The following is a 22,106-nucleotide window of genomic DNA, read 5'->3' on the forward strand; positions in this document are numbered from 1 at the left end:
CGCACCTGACTAATCGGGGCTGGGGGGTTGACAGAGGCCGAATACTTGGCCCAAAACGGCCCAGCGCGAGCAGTGCCAGTAGTCAAGGTGAGAGACAATTTGGCCGGCATCATTGAGGCGATATTCCGTCCAGCCCGGAATCGCGATTTGGGGTCGCCAGGGTAGGGGCGTCGTCCAGCTCAAAGTCCAGTGGGTTTCAAAGGTTTGCGGCCCCGTCTGGTCGAGGCGATGCAGCACCAATTGGGGCGCTTGAAACCAGCGGGCGATGAAGCCAATCATCTCGCGATATTGCTCAACTCCCGTAAACTCATTCATCGGATCGCGAAAATACACGTCCTCAGCGTACAGGTCGTAGCTTTGGTCAGCCGGAAAGGTGGCATAGTCCTGACGAATGCGATCGCACACCGCGTCAATGTTCATCACGCTTCCTCCCACAGCCGTTCGAGCTGTCGCTGCCACGATGTCAGCACCTGGGCTTTGTCGGCGCTGCTATCGTCCAAATTGCCCATGAGTCCCTCGCTGTAGAGGCGATCGAGGGTTTGCAGGGTGGCGGTCAACGACTGCCCTTGCTGCTTGGCGGCCACGATAATCTGCCGAATTTGTTGCTCGACTAGAGCATTGAAAAACGGATCGATGCCCTCCTGTTTCATCCCTAACAGCCGACTAATCGCTGCCTCAAACCGGACTGCGGTCAGGCTGGCGAGTTCGTACTGAAAAACGCCCCACAGCACATTTTGATGCAGCGCATAGCGCACTTCCTGCGTCAAATCGAAATTGGCTGCTAAAATTTGACCCAAATAAGGCTGGGCCACCTCTCCAGGGACAATCGGCAGCAGCAGCCGTAGCCAACTCTGGTCAGCGGATAGCAGCACGAGCAACCGATAGTCAGCCGTTTCGACTTGCCAGGCATCCGGCGGTGTCTGTTGCACCGCTCCAGCAAACCGCTGCTGTAAATGGTTGGTGATGTCTTGATGGTTCATAGTTTCACCATAACAGGGCCATTCGACCATAAAAAAGAGCGCTGCAGGGCAACGCTCTCGGGGAGTTAACTAACTTATTAGGTCAGCGATCGCTAAGCAACTGGCTAGCTCATCCATTCCTGTACCGCGTCTTCCTTGGTATTGGTGCGGCGGTAAGGCGTTTCCCGGTTGAACTTCATGTGAATCGCCCGGTTCTGCTCACCATCAGCGGCGACGGCAAAGATGGGATAGTCGATCAGGCCATCCTGGAAAGACATCTGGAACCGGAAGGTGCCGTCGGGGTTGAGCTTAATCGGCTTGCCGCCAATGGTCACCGTGGCATCGGGCTCGGTGGCACCGTACACAATCAGCTCAGCATCCGCCACCAGCCAGAACTGACGGGGACGAATCGGCGGAGCCGAAGCCGAGAAGCCGACTCCTGACATATTGAGGCCCGACATATTGAGGCCCGACATATTGAGACCGATGCCCGAAGTGGTGGGTAAGGCAGTGGTCGGCACTTCGCCGCCCCACATGCCCATGCCAGACGCCAACACGTAGGAGCTGGTCGGCAGGGCAAACGAGCTAATCATTGAACCGGGCACATGCTGCATGGAGCCAAAGAGAGAACCGGCGACGCGCTGGGCCTCTGCCGACTCGGCCATGCCAAAAATCTCGTCGTAGATCTGGTTGCCCGCGCCGGTTTCGACCCGACGACTGGGATGGGTCAGGGTAGCAATCTGCTCCCCGCGCAGATCTTGATCCCAACCGACGGTGGCGAAGTGGTCTTCGATCCAGTCAGAGGGGTAAACCGGGGGAATGTGGACCGGGGCCGAACGCGCTAAGAGCAACCAGCGGCCATCATTGCAAAGATAGCCAATCTCGATCGCGTAGTCGCGATCGCTCACGGGAATCGGTAGGTACCACTCCCGCGCCATTTCGTCGCATTCATACTGCTGCAGACTATGGGGGGCTTGGTAGCCCACATCAATATCAGTGACGTCATAGAAGCGCAACGCTAAACGAGCACCTCCCTGGCGGCGGAGATCTTCTTTATGACTGCTGGGAATGTCCCAATACGCATAGGCCCACTGCGGGTCACGGGGCATCAACACAATCCGACTCTCGCCATAGCCACTGGGCAAGTCAGGCAACCCTTCATCCACTGACGCCAAAGCCTCAGCCGGAATCGGCTCCGTCGAGGGCACAAACTTGGAAGCTTCTACCTCAGTCTGGCCTTCTACCGCTGCCGCCGGGGCCGGCATCGAGGTCGTGCGGCGGGTCTGAGCGGCCATGATCGCTTCGATCAACTCGGACTTACGCATGCGGCTGTAGCGAGATACTTCGTAGTCGCTGGCCACTTTGCGGAGCTGTCGAAGGGTCATTTCCTCAAGCGTTGGAATCGACTCGGACATGAGATTCACTCCTCCTAAATTTGCAGGACTGCCGCCTAGATATTGCTGCCAACATTCAGCGGGACTCAAATTCACGATTTGGGGATCGGAATTTGGTGACACTATGACAGATCCATCGGAATCGGATCAACCCCTGAAAACCTTGATAAACAGGCTTTCCATGGAAACAAGGTAGTTTCGGGGATCGCAATGTCATCAAGTCCTGATAATACAGGATCGAGAGAGTAGAAATGTCTGGGTTCTATGACATATTGATCTCGCAGGCCGAGGCGATCGCCTCGGCTGGACTGTCGCAGCCACCCCAACAACATGCTTGAATGGCGAAAGACCTAGCGTAATAGTGAGGCATCGTAGCGGTGGCACCAGCGTCTTCGCCCCAACCCCGAGGCAGCCGAATAATTAGCCGACTGCTGCCCCCGGCCATTCGATTCTGGCTGTCAACGCAGCTCGACCATGTGGAAAATCTGCAATTTGAAATTCAGGGGCGCGATCGCGAAATTCTCTCCGGCCACATTCCCGAAATCGCCCTCTCAGCGCAAAAGGCGATTTATCAAGGCATTCACCTCAGCCAAGCGGCCGTGACCGCTTCGGCAATTCGCGTCAATTTAGGTCAAGTGGTGCGCCGTCAGCCCTTGCGCTTGTTGGCTCCCTTCCCGATTCAGGGCGCGATCGAGTTGACGGAAGCTGATTTCAACAACTCGCTCCAGTCGCCGCTGCTGGGCGAAGGGCTCTACGACTTTTTGCAGCTATTGGCTCGTTCCCAGCCCGAGGCCGCCTCGCTGCAAGACCTGCTCGACGCGCTGCCCGATCGCACGGTGCATAGCCACTACCAAGCCCAGGCCGCCATCCAGACCGATTACGTCATCTTGCGGTTACGGCCTAAAGTACCGGCGGTACCGGCGATCGCCATTCGCACGCAACTATCCATTCGCGACGGTCATCGGCTTTGTTTGGATAATCCCCACTGGCTCAAGGACGATACCCTCACCGCCCCAACCAGCATTCCCCTATCTGATCTACACGGTTTTGCGATCGACCTGGGGAAGGAAGTGATGCTGACCGATTGCCGAGTGGCGGATCAAAAGCTCAGGTTGTCGGGCACTGTCCGAGTCTTACCGACGGCACCAGAAACGACTGGTGAATAATGCCACCCAGAAATTTTGCTAGGCCATAAATGTGAGCCTGTGGAGACGCCTCTTCAGCGACTTGGCTCTCCAGGTTGCCCCCCTCGGCCCAGTGCCCTTGACCAGGGAGTGATTCCTGTCGGCCTAAACAAAACGGGCGGTGAGCTATGCCCATCGCCCGTTTCTAGTGTGTTGATGGGCGCGATCGCCCCAATGCCGAACTTAACCGACCGCTTGGGGGGTTTTCGCCACGATCTTCTCGTAGCTTTCGCGCATCTTCAGACCCACCAAAACTTGGAATAAACCACTGCCATTGTTGGAGCCAGGGTACTCGCGGTGCTTAAGCAGCAGTTCAGTCATCTCACCGTAATACTTAGTAGACGTATTGCTGAGATGGCTTTCGACATAAATCAGTTCTTCTAAGCGCTCAAACTGACCGTCAATCTCTAGCACCGACACTTCATTGCCGTAATAGCTGTCGGGGCCATAGTGCATCCGAATGCCGGGATAGGAACAGGTAAGTTTGCGACCGCAAGGAATCCAGTCGATGGTCGAACCCTCGTCGAAGAGGTAAACCGGATCAAACCGGGCAACGCCCTCTTTCTGCAAGAGACGGACCCGCAAGATCTTCTTCTCTTCGTCGTTGGGAATCAGTTGCGTCGGCAGAATCTGAATTACCACATCGGCATACTGCTTTTGGATGTCGATGTAAGCTTCGAAATCGGGGCGACGGGCATTGATCGAAGCCAAAACATCTTCGTAAGTGTGGCCGCGCTCAGCCATGTCACGCTTGATCTTCCAAGCGATTTTGACATCATCGTGAATGTCGAGATAGACGCTGAAGTCTAGAAGTCCGCGCACCCGCTCGTCATACATGGGGTGCAAACCTTCGACGACCACGATGTGATTCGGATCGACCCGCTCGGGGGGATCAAGTTCACCCGTCTCATGGTTATAAATCGGCTTATCAATGGAGCTGCCAGCCTTCAACGATTTGATCTGTTCATACATCAAATCAAAATTGTTAGCTTTCGGATTCAAAGCTGTAACACCAGCCGCTTTGCGCTGCTTTCGATCAAGGCTGTGGTAGTCATCCAAACAGATGACGGTAATAAATTCTTCACCAAACAGGTCGGCAAGTCGTCTCAAAAACGTGGACTTACCACATCCAGAGTCGCCAGCAACCCCAATCAAAACCACGCGATCCGGCTTAATTGTCATAGCTTTCCTCGAGCAACACAGAAAACAACTAAAATTGATAATTTAGATTTGATTTAGCACTAAGTGAAACAAAGCAACAGCTGCTGCCTGTCAGTGCTCCGATCCCTTAGCGTTACGGACACCTGAGATGAAGTGTAATCATAGCTGCTAACACTTAACCCATCCCTGCCAAGTCCGAAACATCTAATTATGTCAATAACCTGCGCTGAACCCACAACCCAAAGGCCATGAATGCAGAACAGCTCAGGGGCAGAGACAACGCGATGGAAGCGATCCCATTCAGAACCCAAACTCAAAGAGCCTCTAGATTTGCATAAACAAAAATAGGTTCCATCATCAATATCTACACTAAGAGGCAATGGTATCAAACTGGTATCACTGCTCACAAGTCTATAATTGCTTAATTAAAGTAATCCGCAAGCTTGGAAAGATTGTCGTGGCCCCAGAAAGATGGCTCCAGACCTTGATGCTGGGGCAGTCTGGGCAGAAACGATAGCGGCGGAACTCAGTTTGGGCGGCAGTCACAAAATGGGCGCTTCCGGCAATGGGTGCTCCCTCGGTGGGTGACATTGTGAGAGGAGACCCCAAGCACAGATGCAAACGGTGCTAGCGCGATCGCCTCAAATACTCTGGAGAGCGAAAAACTGGACAATGAAGCTGCAAAAGTTCGGGATCGATCGCCAAAATGCGATGAATAACACAATGCTTGAAGAAAAAACCTTTTACCTTAATAACTGGCAGGCAGTGCGCGATCGCCGTTAGTAACGTCTTCCTTACCTGGGCATAGCGGTGTTCCGTGAGCTCAAATTGGGAGAGCCTTCCGGTACAGTGATACGCTAGGGAAAATGATGCTTGGCAAGCCTTGTCTACAATTTGTGCTTACTTTTGTCATGGGTAGAGCAGCAGAGCGAGCTTGCCAATGTAGACCGATTCTCGGAGTCATAACAGTCAGCAAATGTATAATCCAAGCGTGAGTGGCGGTAGCGCCACATCTGTATCAGGAAGTCGCTTATATCGGTACGAAGTCAAGGGGCTACGGCAGAACGCTGAAACCGACAAGATGGATAATCCCATTCGTAAGAGCGGCAGCGTCTTCATTACCGTACCCTACAACCGGATGAATCAAGAGATGCAGCGCATTACCCGTATGGGTGGTGAGATTGTGAGCATCACACCGGTGAATGAGGCCGATACAAATGGTCAGAGCGCGCCTGCCGCCGCACAGCAAGACAATGGTAAGTCTATGACTCAAGCGACGCCCAAAGCCAAAAAGAAAGATATTCCCGTCAACCTCTATAAGCCGAAGAATCCGCTCACCGCTAAGGTGATCTCGAATGAGCCTTTGGTGGATGAAGGCGGCTCGGGGATTGTACAGCACATCAAAATTGACCTGTCAGGTAGTGACTATCATTACGTCGAAGGTCAGAGTGCGGGCATCATCCCCGATGGCACGGATGAGAAAGGCAAGCCTCATAAGCTGCGGCTCTATTCCATTGCTTCGACGCAGCACGGTGATGACCTGGATGACAAGACGGTTTCCCTTTGTGTCCGCCAGCTCGAATACCAAGACCCCGAGAGTGGCGAGACCGTTTACGGTACCTGCTCTTCCTTCCTCTGCAACATTGAGCCGGGGGCCGAGGTGAAGGTGACTGGCCCAGTGGGTAAGGAAATGCTGCTGCCCGATGATGAAGATGCCAAAGTCATCATGTTGGCAACCGGGACTGGCATTGCGCCGTTCCGCGCCTATCTATGGCGGATGTTTAAGGATGCCGAGCGGGAAGCCAACCCGGAATACCAGTTCCACGGTAAGGCGTGGCTGATCTTTGGTGTCCCCTACACCGCCAACATTCTCTACAAAGAGGAGTTGGAAGAGCTACAGGCGAAGTATCCGGAAAACTTCGAGCTGACCTATGCCATCAGCCGCGAGCAACAAAATGCTGAAGGCGGCAAAATGTACATCCAAAATCGGGTGGCGGAAAATGCGGCTCGCATTTGGGAAATGATCCAAGATCCGAAGACGCACACTTACATGTGTGGTCTGAAGGGCATGGAAGACGGTATTGATGCCGCAATGGCAGCGGAAGCTGAGAAGAACGGTATCGATTGGAATGAGTTCCGTAAGCAGATGAAGAAAGAGCACCGCTGGCATGTTGAGACCTACTAAGTGCTTAGGTTCGACGGTTTCCTTTGAACAAAGGGGCTGCTAGTCGTTTGACTCTTTTGCTTTGACCGGAGAGGTTTTTGCACCTCTCCGGTTTTTGTTCGTAACGGCATCCCCTACCATTGGTAAAGGCTTTCAAAAAGGACTCAGCAAACGGTGACGGTAAAAGTAGGTCTATTGGGATTGGGGACGGTCGGTATCGGCACAGCAAAGATTTTGCTGGATCCGGCAGAACGGCACCCGCTGGTGAAAGCCGTGGAAATTTATCGCGTGGGGGTGCGATCGCTGGACAAGCCCCGCGATATTGAGTTTCCCAAAGACCGGCTGACCACTGATTTAGACGCGATCGTCACGGATCCCCAGGTGGATGTGGTGGTGGAATTGATCGGCGGTTTAGAGCCGGCGCGATCGCTGATTTTGAAGGCCATCCAGCAGGGCAAGCACGTGGTGACGGCGAACAAGGCCGTGATTGCCCGCTACGGCAACGAAATTTTTACAGCGGCGAACGAAGCGGGCGTGTATGTGTTGCTCGAAGCGGCAGTGGGCGGCGGCATTCCCGTCATTCAGCCGTTGAAACAAGCCCTGGGGGTGAACCGCATCCAGGCCGTCACCGGCATTGTCAATGGCACCACAAACTACATTTTGACCCGGATGCAGGAAGAAGGCGGGGACTTTGAGGCGATTCTGGCCGATGCCCAAAAGTTGGGCTACGCCGAGGCTGATCCTACGGCGGATGTGGATGGTTTAGACGCCGCCGACAAAATCGCCATCTTGGCGTCATTAGCCTTTGGCGGGCGGATTAAGCTGGAGGATGTGTTTTGTGAGGGCATTCGACATGTCAGTGCCGCCGATATTGCCTATGCCGATCGCTTAGGATTTGTGATTAAGCTGCTGGCGATCGCCCGCCGAGATATTTGTCCAGATTCGAACGAAGCGCTGGAGCAGTTGCAGCTCCGAGTGCATCCTACCCTGGTCCCCAAGCACCATCCCCTCGCTAGTGTCAACGATGTATATAACGCCATCTTGATCGAAGGCGATCCCATCGGACAGGTCATGTTTTATGGCCCTGGTGCGGGCGAAGGCCCCACTGCCAGCGCTGTCGTGTCAGACATTTTAAACATTGTGGGGACGCTGCAGTCCCAAAGTGTAGCGGCCCAATCAGAGCCCCAGAATCCCCTCTTGGCCTGTACTCACCAGCATTACTGTCAAGTCAGCCCGATGGCGGATATTGTGAGTCGCTTTTATGTGCGGCTCTTGGCCCAAGATCAAGCGGGGGTCATTGGTCGCATCGGCACCTGCTTTGGGAATCACGATGTCAGCATTGAGTCGGTCGTGCAAATTGATGTCCATGGCGAAACCGCTGAAGTTGTCGTAGTGACCCATGAAGTTAAGGAAAGCAATTTTCAGGCGGCGTTGGCCGAACTGCGAGAGTTTGCCAATATTCAAAATGTGCCGAGTGTGCTGCGGGTGCTGTGAGGGTGGCAGGGTGTGAGGGTGGCCGAGTTTTCCCATCAGTTGAGCGGTCGGGATTTGTGGGCCTGGCGATCGCAGGCCCGGGCTCAAGCTCAAGCACACCAAATTGACTTGGCCGAGGTGGATTGGTTGCTGCGAGGCTTGTGTCAGGTGGAGCCGTTATCGCTGCGGTTAGGGACGCTGGCCCAAGCCGTGGCCGTACCGGCACAAGTGACCGTGGCGGAACTTGCGGCTCGGTGGCAAGCCCGCGTGAGCGATCGCGTCCCCATTCAGCATTTAGTGGGAACGGTTGCCTGGCGTGATTTCACCTTACAGGTATCGCCTGCGGTCTTGATTCCCCGGCCCGAAACGGAGCTGGTGATTGACCTGGTGATGGCCTGGGTGGCGCAACGTGCCCAGGCAACGCCGCTCCGACAAGGCACGTGGGTGGATCTGGGGACTGGGAGCGGGGCGATCGCCCTCGGCTTAGCCCAGGCTCTGCCCCAAGCCAAGATTGTCGCGGTGGATGTGAGTGCGGCGGCGTTAGCGATCGCCCAACAGAATGCGCTGAACAATAGCCTGAGCGATCGCATTCAGTTTCTCCAAGGCTCATGGTTTGAGCCCTTAACAGTCTGGCGCGGCCAACTGGCCGGGATCGTCTCAAATCCGCCCTACATTCCCACCGCAGTCGTCTCGACGCTGGAGCCCGAAGTCGCCCAACATGAACCGCCCTTGGCTTTAGATGGTGGCGACGATGGCTTAGCTGACATTCGACACCTGGTGGCGACCGCCCCGGACTATTTGGTCTCTGGTGGCCTGTGGCTGGTGGAGCATATGCAAGGGCAAGCCGTCGACATTGAGGAACTGCTGACAGCCACCGACCAGTTTCGCGCTATCCAGTCTGTGCCAGATTTGGCAGGTTGCGATCGCTTCGTCCAGGCCGTGCGACGTTAACCGCAGGCGGCGATCCCCGACTGCCGAGTCGCAGTCACGATCAGTCCGCCGCTAAAAACCGCTGTAGCATCTCTTGATGGATGAGGGCGCGATCAACCCGTGACTGAATCTGATCGGGGGAGGCGGGCAGGCCATTGGCGTAATGCTGCAGCCAGGCTTGAGTCATGGCAGCAACGCTGTCGGGCCATGCCTGTAGGGCAAAGTCAGACGGCACGGCCAGGTCAGCCTTGGGAGCCATTTCCCAACCGGGCATTGCGAGGTCTTCGGCCAGGTAGGTCACTTTGGGGTCATAGCTGAGGGCAAAACAGCGACAGCCTTCCGCCGCCGCCATGATCAGCGCATGGAGCCGCATGGCGATCGCCATTTCTACCCCGCGAAAGACCCCTTTGAGCTGGCGGGGATCGGTCAGGGACAGGATTTGGTGAGGGCCAGGGAGTTGGGGGGCGATCGCTTCGGCAATGGCCAAATCTTTGCTGGCTTGAAACGGGACTAACAAAATGCTGGTGCCCGTGGCGGTTTGAAAGTTCGCCAGGGCTTCGCCAAAGTTGGCCAGGCGATCGGGCGTTAACCAGGGGTGACTCCGCAACGACACCGCCACGCGCGGAGCGGGAAAATCTGCCAGCCCCGGCACTGGCATGGAACTCAACGCCCAGACGGGATCAGGAGAGAGCCAAGCCCGCACGCCCCAGTTAGCGGCTTGCGCCGCCGAGGCGCGATCGCGCACCGTCACCCCCGTACATTGGTGATACGTTGTGTACGCCAGCCGCCGCGTCCAGGCTCGCTGCAATGGCCCAATGCCCTGGGCCCAAGCGATCGTTTTCAGGCCGCGCAGTTGTGCCCACCGCATCAACCCCCCGTAGTAAAGCGGATTCAGGGCGCTAGTGGCATCTTGCATCAGACTGCCGCCTCCCCAAATAAAGCCCTCGGCTCCCTTGAAGGCGGCCCAGAGGCCCGCTAACGACTTGCGCGGATAAGCTGCGACGCCGTGGTCGCGGGTCGTCGCGGCCGGGTTGCCGGACAGCACCACCGGAGTCACCGGCGGCGGCAGCATTTGTAACAAAGCGGCCAGGAGCGCTTCATCGCCGCCGTTTCCCATGCCGTAATAGCCACACAGTACAACTCTCATCCTGACTCCGTTGACCCAAATGCCCCTCTTACCATACTGCTGAATCGATCGCTTGCAGGGCTCACCTCATCCGGCCAAAGGGTTGGTAAACCTGGCCGTTTGGGGGATGATGGGCACAGGCGATCGCCCGTTTACTAACAGAAGCGGCCCGCCGCCACTCGCGGTCACATCACGCTGGCCCATCCCCCGCTGTCATTTGCTGTTGCGAATTCTATGCATGCCCTCTCAATTCCCACCTGGATGGTGCACATCACCAGCGTCGTCGAATGGATCGCCGCGATCTGGTTCATTTGGGTGTTTGCGGGGGTGACGGGCCACACCGCCTGGCGCGCCCTGTCCTTTGGCATGTTGCCCTCGCTCATCAGTGCCATGTGTGCCTGCACTTGGCATTTTTTTGACAATGCCGAGTCGTTGGCTTGGCTGGTGACGCTACAGGCGGGCATGACGGTCGTGGGCAATACCACCGCTTGCTTGGCGGGCTGGTGGATTTGGCGACAGGCCAAACCAGCGCCAGATTCCGGGACAGAATCATCGCTCAAGGGCAGCTGAACAGACGCCTCTCAGAGAGTGAGTCCCAACGGATAGTGGGCAAATCCGGTAACGGCGGTAGGCAATAGTGTGGAGAGCAGCGATGGAAGCGTTATTTGATAAGCAAAATTTGTTCGCGATGTCGCTGTTTCCCTATTTGGGATTTTTGTATTTTGTGACGCGATCGGGGCAGACGCCGCGTTTGGCTCTCGTCGGGTTTTACTTTTTGCTGGTGTTTGTCGTGGTGACCATTCCCGCTGGCCTTTATGCGCAGCAGGTCTACGGGGCTGAACTTGCCAATATCGACTGGCTGCATGGCTCCGCTGAGTCGTTTTTGACGATTTCGAATATTTTGGTGGTGCTGGGCTTTCGGCAAGTCGTTGTGCAGCGGCAACGCGAAACTTCAGAAAAATAGTGCGCGGTTCGATCGCTCACGACCGGCATATCGTCAGTATTTGGGACAGGCTCGCAAGCCAGGTCCCGCCACTGGGCTGGATTCACCCCACCGACCTCTCACCCACTCATCACCCTCTCACCACCGGGAGCTGCTTGTCTCGCCGATCCTTTAGGGCTGCTGATGCAAAATGAGGCGGTTGCCGTCGGGATCGTAGGCATAGATTTCGCGGCCATGGGAGGCTTGGGTAATGGCTCCCGGAGGCGCATAACCGAGTTGGGTGAGCTGCGCGATCGCCCCCTCCAAATCTGCCACTTCGAGACACAGACTCATCGCGGCGCGGGCAGGCTGGTCAAATTCGGCTTGGTGGTCGGCTTGGGGTTGAAAGAGGCCAAGCTTGAGGTTAGCGATCGCAAACTCGGCGTAGCGATCAGCAATCAATTGGGTGGGCACAGTTTGCAGCAGCGCCTCATAAAATTTTGCCAATTCGTTCAGACGTTTGGTGGCCAGGGCCACAAAGGCCGCGTGACAAAAAGACTGCGACATCTTACGGATTCCAGGTCAGCTTATTTAGCGTATCGATTGCCGACTGCGGCTGCATCACTAACAGCATGACAGCGTAGGCCGAGCCGTGACGATCTCTATCATTGGTCATGGGGTGAGATCTGTGGTCTGGAGGAAGCCACGGCTGTCACTGCCCCTTAGCCTGAAGGTGAATAGTGAGTTTTGGAATGTGGTCATGCTGGCGCATGTGGGCCGCACTCCAGACTAGCTGAGATGGCATATGGAGATAAAGAAATGGTGGTGACTCCCGTAGCGCACAAGCTGGGTGACTATTTAGGCGATGAGGCGGACGATTTATTGAATCACACGGCTAAGGTCTCGAAAGCTTTGTTGCACTTGCCAGGCTCTGACTGGGTGTCGCGAATTTTTGCCCAGAGCGATCGCAACCCCCAAGTCCTTCGCAGCCTCCAGCAACTCTACGGCAGTGGCCGACTTGCGAATACGGGGTACCTGTCCATTTTGCCGGTGGATCAGGGCATCGAGCATTCTGCCGCTGCGTCTTTTGCACCTAACCCCATTTACTTTGACCCGGAAAACATCATCGAGTTGGCGATCGCGGGGGGCTGCAATGCCGTGGCGACCACAGTGGGCGTCTTGGGCAGTGTGTCGCGTCAGTACGCCCACCGCATCCCCTTTATCGCCAAGCTCAACCATAGCGAGTTGCTGACCTTTCCCAACACCAATGACCAGGTGATGTATGCCTCAGTCGAGCAAGCTTGGAACCTGGGGGCAGTTGCTGTCGGGGCGACCATTTACTTTGGGTCAGAGCAGGCCACGCGCCAGTTGCAAGAAGTGCGATCGGCCTTTGCCCGCGCCCATGAACTTGGCATGGCGACGATTTTGTGGTGCTATCTGCGCAACAGTGCCTTCAAGCAAGATCAGGATTATCACCTGGCGGCAGATTTGACCGGGCAGGCCAACCATTTGGGCACCACCATCGGAGCCGACATCATTAAGCAAAAGCTGCCAGAGAACAACGGCGGCTATCGAGCGGTGGCGCAAGCCACGGGACAAAAATTTGGCCGCACGGATGACCGCGTTTATGCCGACCTGACGAGTGAGCATCCCATTGACCTGACCCGCTACCAAGTTTTAAATTGCTACGCCGGGCGAGCCGGATTGATTAACTCGGGCGGTGCTTCGGGCAAAAACGATTTTGCCGCAGCGATTCGCACCGCTGTGATCAATAAGCGCGCCGGGGGATGTGGGCTCATCTCGGGCCGCAAAACCTTCCAGCGCGACTTTGCCGAGGGCGTCAAGCTATTTCACCTGATTCAAGATGTGTACTTGTCTGAGGCAATTACGATCGCTTAATAACTGTTCGTTAGGCCTCCAGCTACCGATAGCAAAACCTTGAAAACTCGCGATCGCTGCCTCTAATTTTCCCGGCGCGATCCCGCGTCTTCGCTGTTAAACAGGGCCGACCGGCAGAGGAAGCCCGACTGCGTTAAGATTGCGCCCGCCGCCGCCGCGCTCCGCGACGAGAACGAGTAGAAATGGCATTTTCAACCACCGCGCCCAGACCAAAGAAGATGGCGGAAAACGTCCAAAAGACTTCCCAAACCGCCCCTTCAATGTAGTCAGCTTGGTAGGCAAAAAACATGTCGGCAATGTAGAGGCAGAAGGCCGCGATCGCAATCAGTTTCCATGACTGAGAAAAGCGCCCGCCCCAAAAGGCCACCAGCAAGGTAGCTGCCACCACCACCAGTAGCCAATCGCCAAAAATGTACAAATAACCCACGACATCGGCAAACGGCTCTAGCAAAGTGTCAATGCTGACGGCCCAAGCAGGCGCAGTAGTCGCGGGCGCTGCTTCGACGGGCACCGCGTCCACTGGCGCGGGCTCAGCGGGGACGACTTCTTCAGGCACGGGCTCAACTGGAGCCGGTTCTGCGGGTGCGGGTTCTGTCGGCGCGGGCTCAGCCGGAGCCGTATCCTGTGCCCAGGCGGGCGCTGCTAAGCTGACCCAAGCGGAGACGGACGGCGGGGCGGGGGGAGCGATCGCCGTTTCGTCGCCGCCAAACTGGGGAAAAATCGCCAGCGCTGCCCCTAAGACCGCCACGATAAATACCACTGCCCATTGCTTCACATCCAGATTCAAACGGCGAGGCAACACAGCTTTAAACATGCCGATCGCCAAAAAGACATAGGACGACAGATAAAAGAAGTCGCCAAATGACACGGATGGATCAAGGCCAAAAACGTTATTCCACAGATAGAAAAAGATATTGCCACCGGCATACAGTAGCAAGCCAATCCCAATGAATAGCCAAACTCCTCGACCACTCACGATTTGGCTACTTTGCCAATTGCGAAAACATAAAAAGCTCGCAAATAGAAATGCGCCCGTTTCGATGATGGTAATCGTGTTGAGATACCACGTGGGCCGTGAGTCCGCGCCTTCTGGCAGCACACTGAAAAACAGGAAAACGAAAATCGCGACTAACGCCCAAGCGATCGAAATGGTGATCAGGGCATTGTTGGACAACAGCGAAGAAGAGGTGGAAGACTGCTTGCTCAATGGAATACGCTCCTCAGAGCACACAACAAGTTTGGGAAATTTCAACCCGTTGAGGTCGCTTTTGGGGCGCTCAAATCACAGCAGAATAAACCCAGTAGGTCTTGTTGTACCGCAATATCGCTAAACTGACGCACTAAATCTAGCCTGGGTTAGCAATATGTAAGGCAGGGTAAGGCAATTTTGGCGGGCTCGCTGCATCCCCCCAGACTTGCCAGCGCATAAAATCCCAGTAGACCGTGTTTCCACTTTGCACAATGCTTGAAACTAGCCGATTGAGTGCTATCGCGGGCAGGGTTGAACTGGGACATAATGCCGCCGCTCCTCATGTGCAGAGCAGGCTGGACAGACTAGCGCCACAGCTTGCCGGAGGGTGACATTGAGAGCCATCCCGTGAACTGTTTTTGCTCGCTATTCGAGAGGTCTTCCAAGGCCTCGAGCGATCGCTCCGTGAAATTAGCATTACCAAAGGCGTCTTTACCCAGTCGATGCATTTCCTCTAGCAACCGCTGCAAATGGTGCTCTTCCCAAGGGGGCACCTGGGTCGCTAGCGGATCCATCGTCAGTAGGGTTTTGACCGCCTTTTCAGACGGGACTTGTGGAAAGTGCCACTGCATCAACGCACGGCTAATTTCACTCTCAAACAAATTGGCTTGCTTCGCCCCAAGCAAATCTTCAATATCTAGAAACAATGCCTGCAAAATCAGCAGGCATCCTTGAATTAAGGCTTGGGCTGCTGGTTGGTCAGTGCCTTGGCTGGTGTCCTGATCTAACGCATCCAGCCGAATCTTACCCCAAATGCTGAAGCGTTCGGGTTCTTCTAGCAGCACACAAGCCTTCCCCCGATTGTCAGTCAGGTCGCGCCAGAGAGCCATGGCCTCTTCTTCTTGCGCTGCCGTGAAGACGCTCAGCAGTCGAAAGGTCTGCCCCTGATAATACAAAATCGGGATCGGCTGTTCTTTACTGGGATGCTGAACATTTTTAATCTCAACATCCTGGCGCTTAAGAATGAACATGATGCAGCGATTCGTGTCGGTGGAGTCAAGTTCAGAAAACTATCGGTGCGATCGCGCCTGATAGCTCATTCTGATCGGACAGGCAACCCTCTCAATTAAGAGAGCGTAGGGCCTTTCAGCCCTACGTTATTGATACCTTACATTAGCCCATACAGTTAGTTCGCCAGCATGAATACTGGAAACTTTGCATCAGATGATATTCGCTGATTGGGAGAACCGTGAGCCCTCTCTATACGCTCGGCTACTAGCCAATTAAGCGAGGCCAGGGCTGATCTAGACTTTCAGGAACCTACATCAGCTGCATGGGGAAGGGCTGAAAAGCTTGACGAGACTGACTTCTTGTATCATCACCGCTCAGGTAGTTGCTGATTTGTCAGGAGAATAGATAATAGAGTGGAGATCTGTGCAGCGACAAATCTCGATTGGGGCCTTTAGCTCAGAGGATAGAGCAACCGCCTTCTAAGCGGTCGGTCACAGGTTCGAATCCTGTAAGGCCCGTCCTTCAAAGTTTCTTATAGAAACGAGTTTCAGTATCAATAGTATGTCTGTATGTCTGGCTATATAGCGCGATATAGGCGGAAAATTAGGGCAGATTTAGGGCAAGTTTAGGACAGTGGGACAGCAATCTTTGGAAGCCGTAAACCAGCGGCTAAAGGCTGGTGGGGTAGGGGTATCTGTCCGTCGTCGGGGGAGTCGGCTAGCTTTGCGGGCAACATTGCCCCCAAAGCCAGGATCAGGAAAAGACCATCCACATCAACAGGACATATCCCTTGGCATTTATGCCAACCCAGCAGGGTTGGAAAGGGCTGAAGCTGAAGCGAAGAAATTGGGGGCACAGTTGGCCTGCAAAGAGTTTGATTGGGGCAACTGGGGACGGTCAGGGCCACCAGCGCCTAAAACTGCTCGCGATTGGATGGAATCGTTCAAAACTCACTATTTCCAGACTCATGAACTGTCAGCGCTTACCTGGCGGAAGCACTGGCAGACCTACTTCGATCGGCTGCCCTTGGAACGACCATTGACGAGCACGGTCCTAGTAGCAGTGGCGTTATCCACGTCGGAAAATACCCGTGCCCGCAAGGAATGCTGCAAGAAATTTCAAAAACTCGCAGACTTCGCTGAAGTAGATTGTGACCTGATCCAGTACCAGGGCCGATACTCAACGGGGCGCAATGCCTGCCCCCGTGAGTTGCCCCTGGATGAAGATATCGCTAGATGGTTCAGCAAGATTCGGTATCGTCCTTGGGCATGGGTTTATGGAATGTTGGCCGCCTATGGACTACGTCCCCATGAGGCCTGGTTTTGTGAGTTTGTGGAGGGCGACTATCAGCAGGCATTGCAGGTGACGCAGGGCAAGACTGGCCCGCGTCTGGTGTACCCGTTGTACCCGGAATGGGTACAACGATGGGGGTTAGTGAAGGTCAGTCGTCCTCAGGTGACGGTGCCCATAAAAGATGATGGGACACGGGACTATGAGGAATATGGACGGCGGGCTTGTCGTCAGTTTACCCGCTACAAAGTCCCTTTTCTGCCCTACGATTTACGCCATGCCTATGGAGTGCGAGGGTCTGTGAAATTTGGACCCGCTCACGGCCTAACGGTACCAATCATGGCTGCCTGGATGGGGCACAGTCCCACAGTGCATCTCAACTTATACAACCGCTGGATCTCTGGGGCACAACAGCAGCAGCAGTATCAGCAGTTCTTAGACCGAACCGACGGGCCATCTGCTCCCTAAGTGTGCCAGCGTTTTTCGGGACGTTCTGCCAGTCGTTTCTGGCATTTAGGAATATTGAACTGATATCGAGGTTTGCTGGCATTGGGTTTGCGGCGATCTCGCACCTCACACCCTACCCGTAGCAGTCCACCGCGCACGGCTTCCCGTAATTGCTCTGGGCTGTCTAGTCCCAGCAGTTCATAGGCGTCTTTGGTGTCGTACCACTGGCGTTTGCCGCCAATGGGGGCGTTGCCTACCCCGAGCATTTCAGCCAGAACTGCCCGCACTGCTTCACGTAGTTCAGATTCTGGTATCAGGCGTTCTTGGTTCACCTCAAGCTACCTCCCTCTGTCGCCCTTGACACTTCAACCATTTCTGTATGTTCGGATCGTGCTGAGCCAGCCAGCGCCATAGGGTACGCTTTTCAGCACGATCTAGTACCCCCAGCAGGTCTAAACAATCGTCAATATCGGCCCTGGTTAGCTGCTGACGGATTACGGTAATCAGCCAGTGGTGAATGTCTCGGCAGTCTTGGTTGGTCACGATCCCTCACCTCCCAGCAGGTCAGCCAATTCGCGATCGCTCAGCGTTTCCAGTGGGGGCGATTCTGCCGTGTCAGAACTATCAGGATCATTGGATGGCCTGTGAAAGGATCCATTGATCACGCTCGGATCCCTCAAGTGATCTATCTTTTCCCCTTGCCCTGATTGAGATTCAGCCGACAAGGATCCGTTTGCCTGATTGTTGGATGAAACCTCTTTTGGTGGGTGTATGACAGTGTCTGGAGGGATCTCAGGGAGATTGATTGCGTAGGCCCAGGCTTTGCCTATGCCGGAAGGCTTGCGGGTGACAATGCCAGCGGTCATCAGTTCTCGGCAAACTCTGCCAATACTGCGACGTTTCCCACCAACCACACTTTCGATTTCCTCAACGGTGAGGAATTGCCCCCGGTGGTGAAGCAGGTAAGCTCGTACATTTTCTCGAAGGGTGGCCTGATCGTCAGGTGTAAAGTCCCCGTCGAGGGGGGAACCATCCCAGTTGCAGGGAAAATTGTATTCCCAACTAAAATCTTCGAGGGATAGGGACAGATGCCACGCATCACTCCCGGCGCTACGGGAACCCACTCGCAATAGAACTCGCTCAAGGTCATTGCTGGGGTCTTTGGGCCGCACCAGCATCAAGTTTTCACTGGCCGCCGCTGGTACGGAGTAGGAGCCTGCCATCTTGCCAAGCCCTGCCTCCACCGCAGACTTATTAGTGTGATGGGTGACGATCGCGGTAACTCTGAGTTCCGCACAAAAGTCTTTCAGGTCGTATAGCCAGTTCCCGTACTCCGGATCTTTGGCACCGAATCCTGCCTCCCGCTGAATACTGGTGAGGGAGTCGAAGATTACCAAGTCGATGCCCCACTCCTGGCACTTGCGTTTCAGCCAGGGTGTCATAGCTGGGCTGAACTTAAATATCAGCCTGACGTGATCGCCAAGCCTGTCGAGTCCCCTTGCTCGAAAACGTTCCTGACAGTCAATCGGACTTTCGTCTGTCTGTACGATCAATACCCGCTGTGGCTGTGGACAGTGAAAGCCCTGCCAAGACTCACCCCGAGCGGCATGGTGTGCCAACTCATAGACAAACAGAGTTTTCCCAGTTTTAGCTTCTGCAGCCAGGATAGTGACGCGGTTTGACAGAATGAGTCCCTCAAATAAAAATTCTTGGGCACCCAAGTCCAACGCGCTAAACTCAGATGCAGTGAATATTTCCACGTCCTGGGGCCGCAATCGGGTATTGCGTTCCAGTTCCAACAAATCGCGCTTGCTGTACCCTGTCTGCCTGACCAAATCTTGGAGTAGCTGCCACTGCTGATCGGGTGCCTCACATTCCCTCCATGCCTGGAGTCGGGAAAGGATTTCGTCTAAGGATAGTTTGGGGAGTTTTGGTAGGGGGCTGCTCTGGGGACTCTCCAGTTCCCGTCGGGGGCCAACCGCCGCCAAAATCATTTCTTTGGTCGCGCCGTTCTCAATCCAGTCGGCTACGTCGAAGCCGCCGGACTTCGGCAATCGCTCCCACAAATAGCTGTCGGGATTGGCGTACAGCCACTTCGCCCCTAGGTAATCAGCACCGATCTGTTCTGCGTACTTGATACCCTGCTGATCCATGTCGGGACAAATCACCAGGTGATCGGCGGGGAAAACTCCTTGGTGAATCTCTGACTTATAGCCTTTAGAACCGCCCGCCGTGGTGGTGGCTGGTAATCCCAATTTCCAAAGCGCATCTGCTGCGGGTTCACCCTCTACCCAAAATATAAATCGGACACCATTATCCAGGGCTTGCAAACATTCCCGGTGTTGGTAGAGAGCAACCGTCAGTTCTTTAGGCTCCTTGCCGTTAACCAGCGATTTCTGCCAGATTTTTCGCCGCCGCCCATCACCATAATCTTCCCGGCAAACTTCTAAAACGGGCTTACCCTGGACGTCGGCATAACTCCAGACTCGCTTCTGTTTGGGCCGGGTCGGTTTCTGCCAGAGTGGAGCCACAGCATTCCGGATTTTCCGTTTACCCGCCTCGGTATCGGCACAGTTACAACCGAACGCTCCGTATTTACCGGATTTCAGATTAATTTTAAAATTTGGGGCACCGCAAACGGGACACTGATAACTACCCTCGTGGGGGCCGTGGGAACCGCCGTCAGGGGTGAGAGCGTCGAGGTGGTCAAGTATCAAAAATGTCATCATGCTACCTCCAGGATCTGGAGGTGCAGATAAGCGATCGACTGCGACTCACATAACTTGCAGGCTATGCTTGCTCGTTGCGAGTCATTGAAGCTAAGATTAAACATGTGAAATTAAGCCCTCCTTGGGCTTGAAAATTTTCACCAGTAGTCAGTTGGAAGCTCATTACTGGTAAATTTGATGATTTTGTGTCCCCTGGAGTGCTACTTACTCACAGGGGAAATTTTTTTGGCTGTTAGTAACTACGAATCCGTCTGTTGGAGCCGGATTATCACTAGTTTGAGCAAATCTGGTTGCTCAATAAACGCGCGGATTACCGTCGACGGAGTTAGTCCTGCATCACCAGCGATCTCCAAGAGGTGCTGCCAGTGTGAAGTAGTTACACGCACCCCAATTCGCTGCTCAAAAATCCGTCGCATAGTACACAGGTTCTCCGTCGAACATGCACCAAACGTAGCCCAATCAACTCCAATTGCTCAAGTCAAAAAGCGCTCGAATCACGCTTTGTAATTGTGATCACCAGAAAAATAATATTTTTCTGGTGATCACAATCATGAAATACAAGCCCCATGCGGAACGTAAAGATCAAGGACTGTCCGTTTTTTCGGATTTATCGAAAAAACGGACAATGTGAATTTTTGTTAGTCCGAGAATTCTAACCTCAGGTTTTGCCATGTCAGTCTGATCGGAACCTCTTGCCACAGCCTGGTTAATGCCCAGTGACACAAGCCAGGGATGTGCTCAGTCATGACAGGGTCATTCGGCTCTCTACCAAGATTTCTTAGCTTCCCTTCCAAGCAGTAAGCAATCACCCGCTTCGTATTTGTGACGTGTAAGTAATTTTCTGTGGGATATAGCCTCAGAAACTCCTGAACTAGGCGTTTCAAGTCTTTGTTCTTTGGTGCATTTAAGTTCTGAATCAATGAAACTGCTGTTTCGACGCTCTCTTTGCACTTCGCTTTTAGCTGATTAACATTGCAGAAACCCTTCTCTTTATGGCAATACACTGAGTAGTTCTGAATAGACCTAAACGGCTTCAGCTTAGAAACTTTGAGGTTGCGAAACCCCTCCCTCAATAGCTGGTCTTGACCGGGGATAGAATCACACAACAAGAATTCAGCCTCCAGTAAGGTGGAAGCAAAAAAATTAACTGCGCTGCAAAGTAAGGACATCGATCCTAATCTGACTTGCTTAGCATGAGCAATCTTTTTCTGAATTCCCTGATCATCTTGAGTGCTAGATTTACTTTTCATCAGCTCGAAACAAAAATCTAATTGTTGGAGATTTAGATCACAGAATCTAAGCGTGAATTGCGCCCCCTCCAAATCTGATGTTGTCATTACACAAGCATTTCCATCAATCTTCTTCTTCCTGCCTCTATTTTCTAGCCCTAAAGCAGCTAATCCATGTGCCTGCCATGCATCTATTACATGTGAAACTGTTTTCCTATCAAAGCCGAGTTCTGTAGCGACTGCTGATGATGTCTTTCCACATGAACTCATCGAAATAATCTTTGCTCTATCCCTTGCGAAGGGTTTGATATTTCTTCCATGAGGTGAGCAGCAAATGAAATGCAAAATATTGGACTGTTCTGAAGTTAAGGATCCAACCTTTTTCATGTTCTAAACCACGTAATTTGATGGGATAATTAGTGTTTTTTGAATTTGAGTTAAAAAGCTATTTTCGGACAACACTTTAGATGTTCTTGAGTGTCCGAAAGAAAACGGGGGAACAGATTTATTCTAGAGCAGCCTAGCCAACAAGCAATTAAGAGTTTCAGCGTTGCGCTTGAAAATTGCCCAACCTATTAGTCAGCATCACTTCAGAAATGATTCTCTCTAAACACGAAAGAGCTTCCTCTATCTAAGGATGCCTTCTAATCTCCTTCTGAAGACGGCACATCGCCTTTCGACTCAGCTTCTCTCACAGCCTTCTCCACCAGAAAATTACAGAGGTTGGCGACGGGCCGCCCTTCAGCTTTGGCCCAGCGCTCCAGCTTTTCGTAAATGACATCAGGGACAGTGAGGCCGATTCGCTTACTCATCTCGTCAATTTGCTCAACATTCATGGTGCAACACCTCATAGTACGGCTTGGTTACGAGTAGTCGTTGAATTAAACGTATCAGTAACAGATTAGTATTGATCTATCACCGATCTGTGTATACCATGGTGGTCAGGTTAGGGCAAGTAAAGGCGCTGTTCGTCGTTACCTGTCGTTACCTGCCTGTGTG

21 protein-coding genes and 1 tRNA gene are annotated in these 22,106 nt (G+C 53.9%); 10 read left to right on the forward strand and 12 right to left on the reverse strand.

Features of this window, described 5'->3' with window-relative positions; all coding sequences use genetic code 11:
• Positions 1–9 precede the first annotated feature (9 nt).
• From JUK32_RS18255 to JUK32_RS18265, 3 genes are all read right to left on the reverse strand, one after another.
• Positions 10–420, reverse strand: coding sequence for a DUF2358 domain-containing protein (locus JUK32_RS18255; protein WP_204140294.1), 411 nt, complete (start codon positions 418–420; stop codon positions 10–12).
• Complete coding sequence (locus tag JUK32_RS18260; RefSeq protein ID WP_204140295.1) at positions 420–980, reverse strand: hypothetical protein; 561 nt, start codon at positions 978–980, stop codon at positions 420–422. Before JUK32_RS18260 ends, JUK32_RS18255 begins: the two co-directional genes overlap by 1 nt.
• A gap of 104 nt (positions 981–1,084) precedes the next feature.
• Entirely contained in the window at positions 1,085–2,374 is a 1,290-nt protein-coding gene (locus JUK32_RS18265) for a DUF4912 domain-containing protein (protein ID WP_204140296.1), read from the reverse strand.
• Between the two features lie 356 nt (positions 2,375–2,730).
• Here JUK32_RS18265 and JUK32_RS18270 point away from each other — a divergent pair, with 356 nt between their 5' ends.
• Complete coding sequence (locus JUK32_RS18270) at positions 2,731–3,519, forward strand: DUF2993 domain-containing protein (RefSeq protein ID WP_204140297.1); 789 nt, start codon at positions 2,731–2,733, stop codon at positions 3,517–3,519.
• 201 nt (positions 3,520–3,720) lie between these two features.
• Here the strand turns inward: JUK32_RS18270 and JUK32_RS18275 are convergent, their stop codons facing one another.
• A complete protein-coding gene (locus JUK32_RS18275; RefSeq protein ID WP_204140298.1) occupies positions 3,721–4,719 on the reverse strand; it encodes a phosphoribulokinase in 999 nt (332 codons plus the stop codon).
• A 594-nt stretch (positions 4,720–5,313) separates the two neighbouring features.
• Here JUK32_RS18275 and JUK32_RS18280 point away from each other — a divergent pair.
• The 4 genes from JUK32_RS18280 to prmC all read left to right on the forward strand — a co-directional run bounded on the left by JUK32_RS18280 (position 5,314) and on the right by prmC (position 9,286).
• Complete coding sequence (locus tag JUK32_RS18280) at positions 5,314–5,481, forward strand: hypothetical protein (protein ID WP_204140299.1); 168 nt, start codon at positions 5,314–5,316, stop codon at positions 5,479–5,481.
• Positions 5,482–5,674: 193 nt separating this feature from the next.
• Positions 5,675–6,883 carry a ferredoxin--NADP reductase gene (petH, locus tag JUK32_RS18285; protein ID WP_204140300.1) on the forward strand — a complete coding sequence of 403 codons (1,209 nt, stop codon included), beginning with the start codon at positions 5,675–5,677 and terminating at the stop codon, positions 6,881–6,883.
• Between the two features lie 153 nt (positions 6,884–7,036).
• Positions 7,037–8,356, forward strand: a complete 1,320-nt coding sequence (locus JUK32_RS18290) for a homoserine dehydrogenase (protein ID WP_204140301.1) — start codon at positions 7,037–7,039, stop codon at positions 8,354–8,356.
• An 18-nt stretch (positions 8,357–8,374) separates the two neighbouring features.
• A complete protein-coding gene (gene prmC / locus JUK32_RS18295) occupies positions 8,375–9,286 on the forward strand; it encodes a peptide chain release factor N(5)-glutamine methyltransferase (protein WP_309224577.1) in 912 nt (303 codons plus the stop codon).
• 40 nt (positions 9,287–9,326) lie between these two features.
• On the opposite strand, the gene csaB is transcribed toward prmC, so the two are convergent.
• Entirely contained in the window at positions 9,327–10,412 is a 1,086-nt protein-coding gene (gene csaB, locus JUK32_RS18300) for a polysaccharide pyruvyl transferase CsaB (RefSeq protein WP_204140302.1), read from the reverse strand.
• A gap of 213 nt (positions 10,413–10,625) precedes the next feature.
• On the opposite strand from csaB, the gene JUK32_RS18305 reads away from it, so the two are divergent.
• Positions 10,626–10,961 carry a DUF2499 domain-containing protein gene (locus JUK32_RS18305; protein WP_204140303.1) on the forward strand — a complete coding sequence of 112 codons (336 nt, stop codon included), beginning with the start codon at positions 10,626–10,628 and terminating at the stop codon, positions 10,959–10,961.
• A gap of 82 nt (positions 10,962–11,043) precedes the next feature.
• A complete protein-coding gene (locus tag JUK32_RS18310; RefSeq protein ID WP_204140304.1) occupies positions 11,044–11,355 on the forward strand; it encodes a DUF3593 domain-containing protein in 312 nt (103 codons plus the stop codon).
• Between the two features lie 150 nt (positions 11,356–11,505).
• Here JUK32_RS18310 and JUK32_RS18315 read toward each other — a convergent pair whose 3' ends face one another.
• The gene (locus JUK32_RS18315; RefSeq protein WP_204140305.1) at positions 11,506–11,880 is read right to left on the reverse strand and encodes a VOC family protein; all 375 of its coding nucleotides are present in this window, start codon (positions 11,878–11,880) and stop codon (positions 11,506–11,508) included.
• A 252-nt stretch (positions 11,881–12,132) separates the two neighbouring features.
• On the opposite strand from JUK32_RS18315, the gene JUK32_RS18320 reads away from it, so the two are divergent.
• On the forward strand, positions 12,133–13,212 hold the full coding sequence (locus JUK32_RS18320; protein ID WP_204140328.1) for a class I fructose-bisphosphate aldolase: 1,080 nt from the start codon (positions 12,133–12,135) through the stop codon (positions 13,210–13,212).
• Positions 13,213–13,345: 133 nt separating this feature from the next.
• On the opposite strand, the gene JUK32_RS18325 is transcribed toward JUK32_RS18320, so the two are convergent.
• Both JUK32_RS18325 and JUK32_RS18330 read right to left on the reverse strand, forming a co-directional pair.
• Positions 13,346–14,419 (reverse strand): hypothetical protein, encoded by a 1,074-nt coding sequence (locus JUK32_RS18325; RefSeq protein WP_239112813.1) that lies wholly within the window; start codon positions 14,417–14,419, stop codon positions 13,346–13,348.
• A 347-nt stretch (positions 14,420–14,766) separates the two neighbouring features.
• Positions 14,767–15,432 (reverse strand): Npun_F0813 family protein, encoded by a 666-nt coding sequence (locus tag JUK32_RS18330; protein ID WP_204140306.1) that lies wholly within the window; start codon positions 15,430–15,432, stop codon positions 14,767–14,769.
• A 425-nt stretch (positions 15,433–15,857) separates the two neighbouring features.
• Here JUK32_RS18330 and JUK32_RS18335 point away from each other — a divergent pair.
• Positions 15,858–15,930: transfer RNA gene (locus tag JUK32_RS18335), tRNA-Arg, on the forward strand.
• Positions 15,931–16,450: 520 nt separating this feature from the next.
• Positions 16,451–17,170 (forward strand): hypothetical protein, encoded by a 720-nt coding sequence (locus tag JUK32_RS18340; RefSeq protein ID WP_204140307.1) that lies wholly within the window; start codon positions 16,451–16,453, stop codon positions 17,168–17,170.
• On the opposite strand, the gene JUK32_RS18345 is transcribed toward JUK32_RS18340, so the two are convergent.
• The 4 genes from JUK32_RS18345 to JUK32_RS18360 form a co-directional block, all read right to left on the reverse strand.
• Positions 17,167–17,481, reverse strand: coding sequence for a hypothetical protein (locus tag JUK32_RS18345; RefSeq protein WP_204140308.1), 315 nt, complete (start codon positions 17,479–17,481; stop codon positions 17,167–17,169). The genes JUK32_RS18340 and JUK32_RS18345 overlap by 4 nt on opposite strands.
• A 207-nt stretch (positions 17,482–17,688) precedes the next feature.
• Positions 17,689–19,875, reverse strand: a complete 2,187-nt coding sequence (locus JUK32_RS18350; RefSeq protein ID WP_204140309.1) for an AAA family ATPase — start codon at positions 19,873–19,875, stop codon at positions 17,689–17,691.
• A 641-nt stretch (positions 19,876–20,516) separates the two neighbouring features.
• Positions 20,517–21,494, reverse strand: coding sequence for a helix-turn-helix domain-containing protein (locus tag JUK32_RS18355; RefSeq protein WP_204140310.1), 978 nt, complete (start codon positions 21,492–21,494; stop codon positions 20,517–20,519).
• Between the two features lie 257 nt (positions 21,495–21,751).
• On the reverse strand, positions 21,752–21,943 hold the full coding sequence (locus tag JUK32_RS18360) for a hypothetical protein (RefSeq protein WP_204140311.1): 192 nt from the start codon (positions 21,941–21,943) through the stop codon (positions 21,752–21,754).
• Between the last annotated feature and the right edge of the window lie 163 nt (positions 21,944–22,106).

Source organism: Halomicronema sp. CCY15110 (assembly GCF_016888165.1).
Lineage (GTDB): Bacteria > Cyanobacteriota > Cyanobacteriia > Phormidesmidales > Phormidesmidaceae > Halomicronema.

What these genes read in the sequence shown, in the direction of transcription:
- JUK32_RS18315 (WP_204140305.1), bottom strand. Translation starts at nt 11,880, where the DNA reads ATGTCGCAGTCTTTTTGTCACGCGGCCTTTGTGGCCCTGGCCACCAAA.
- JUK32_RS18350 (WP_204140309.1), bottom strand. Translation starts at nt 19,875, where the DNA reads ATGACATTTTTGATACTTGACCACCTCGACGCTCTCACCCCTGACGGC.
- JUK32_RS18355 (WP_204140310.1), bottom strand. Translation starts at nt 21,494, where the DNA reads ATGAAAAAGGTTGGATCCTTAACTTCAGAACAGTCCAATATTTTGCAT.
- JUK32_RS18330 (WP_204140306.1), bottom strand. Translation starts at nt 15,432, where the DNA reads ATGTTCATTCTTAAGCGCCAGGATGTTGAGATTAAAAATGTTCAGCAT.
- JUK32_RS18260 (WP_204140295.1), bottom strand. Translation starts at nt 980, where the DNA reads ATGAACCATCAAGACATCACCAACCATTTACAGCAGCGGTTTGCTGGA.
- JUK32_RS18265 (WP_204140296.1), bottom strand. Translation starts at nt 2,374, where the DNA reads ATGTCCGAGTCGATTCCAACGCTTGAGGAAATGACCCTTCGACAGCTC.
- JUK32_RS18255 (WP_204140294.1), bottom strand. Translation starts at nt 420, where the DNA reads ATGAACATTGACGCGGTGTGCGATCGCATTCGTCAGGACTATGCCACC.
- JUK32_RS18280 (WP_204140299.1), top strand. Translation starts at nt 5,314, where the DNA reads ATGCAAACGGTGCTAGCGCGATCGCCTCAAATACTCTGGAGAGCGAAA.
- JUK32_RS18360 (WP_204140311.1), bottom strand. Translation starts at nt 21,943, where the DNA reads ATGAATGTTGAGCAAATTGACGAGATGAGTAAGCGAATCGGCCTCACT.
- JUK32_RS18320 (WP_204140328.1), top strand. Translation starts at nt 12,133, where the DNA reads ATGGTGGTGACTCCCGTAGCGCACAAGCTGGGTGACTATTTAGGCGAT.
- csaB (WP_204140302.1), bottom strand. Translation starts at nt 10,412, where the DNA reads ATGAGAGTTGTACTGTGTGGCTATTACGGCATGGGAAACGGCGGCGAT.
- JUK32_RS18305 (WP_204140303.1), top strand. Translation starts at nt 10,626, where the DNA reads ATGCATGCCCTCTCAATTCCCACCTGGATGGTGCACATCACCAGCGTC.
- petH (WP_204140300.1), top strand. Translation starts at nt 5,675, where the DNA reads ATGTATAATCCAAGCGTGAGTGGCGGTAGCGCCACATCTGTATCAGGA.
- JUK32_RS18310 (WP_204140304.1), top strand. Translation starts at nt 11,044, where the DNA reads ATGGAAGCGTTATTTGATAAGCAAAATTTGTTCGCGATGTCGCTGTTT.
- JUK32_RS18275 (WP_204140298.1), bottom strand. Translation starts at nt 4,719, where the DNA reads ATGACAATTAAGCCGGATCGCGTGGTTTTGATTGGGGTTGCTGGCGAC.